Genomic DNA, 1,039 nt, shown 5'->3' with positions numbered 1-1,039 from the left:
TGGTGCCTGGTGCCTGGTGCCCGGTGTGCCCGATCCCCGCCCCCGGCTACAGCCACCCTTGCTGTCGTGCCTCCCGTAGTGCCTCCGTGCGGTTGCGGGTGCCCGTTTTGCCGATCGCCGCCGAGAGGTAGTTGCGGACCGTCGACTCCGACAGCCGCAGCCTCTCGGCGATGTCCGCCACCGTCGCCCCGTCCGCCGACGCCTCCAGGACTCCGCGCTCACGGGTCGTCAGCGGGTTCGGGCCGGACGCGAGGGCTGCCGCCGCCAGCGCCGGGTCCACCACCGTCTCCCCGGTCAGCACCCTCCTGATCGCCTGCGCCAACTCCTCCACCGGGCCGTCCTTCACCAGGAACCCCGCCGCCCCCGCGTCCATCGCCCGCCGCAGGTACCCCGGCCTGCCGAACGTCGTCAGGATCAGCACCCGGCAGTCCGGCACCTCGTCCCGCAGCTCCGCCGCCGCGTCCAGCCCGCTCTTGCCCGGCAGCTCGATGTCCAGGAGGGCCACATCGGGACGGCACGTCAGCGCCGTGTCCACGATCACGTCCCCCGCGCCGATCTGCGCCACCACCTCGATGTCCGGCTCCATCCCCAGCAGCAGCGCCAGCGCGCCCCGCATCATCCCCTGGTCCTCGGCGAGCAGTACCCGGATGGACCTCGCCGGACGGTGACTGCTCGGCATCTCGCTCGCTGCCGGGTCCAACGGGGAGTACGGCGAGTTCAGGGGGCTGCTGGTCACGGGGACAGCCTAGGGCCGGGGCCCGAGAAGGGCGCGGTGTGACGGGGGTCCGGGGCGGGGCGCACGGTGTACACGCCCGGCGCACAGGGTTCGGGGTGCCAGCCGTCCACGCTTCCGGCACCGTGCACGGGGTCCCTCCGGGGGGTGCCGTCGAAATCCTCGGCTTCCGCCGGCAACTCCGCGATCACCGTGAACCCGCCCCGCGCGCCCGGCCCGGCTTCCAGTGTTCCGCCGACTGCGGCGAGCCGCTCACGGAGCCCGATGAGCCCGGTGCCGCGGGTGGGGGTGGTGGAGGGTGAGGGG

At 73.9% G+C, this 1,039-nt stretch carries 1 protein-coding gene and 1 pseudogene; both read right to left on the bottom strand.

The window, feature by feature from the left end:
• Nucleotides 1-46: 46 nt before the first annotated feature.
• Entirely contained in the window at nt 47-679 is a 633-nt protein-coding gene (locus AOK24_RS43245; protein WP_055725313.1) for a response regulator transcription factor, read from the bottom strand.
• Between the two features lie 53 nt (nt 680-732).
• Nucleotides 733-1,039, bottom strand: a pseudogene (locus AOK24_RS51985) (sensor histidine kinase); the annotation flags it as partial.

Origin of the sequence: Streptomyces niveiscabiei (assembly GCF_001419795.1) — a bacterium.
Taxonomy (GTDB): Bacteria; Actinomycetota; Actinomycetes; order Streptomycetales; family Streptomycetaceae; genus Streptomyces; species Streptomyces niveiscabiei.
This window is presented reverse-complemented; position numbering and strand designations above follow the sequence as displayed.

Coding starts and splice junctions, on each gene's coding strand:
- AOK24_RS43245 (WP_055725313.1), bottom strand. CDS start 679: ATGCCGAGCAGTCACCGTCCGGCGAGGTCCATCCGGGTACTGCTCGCC.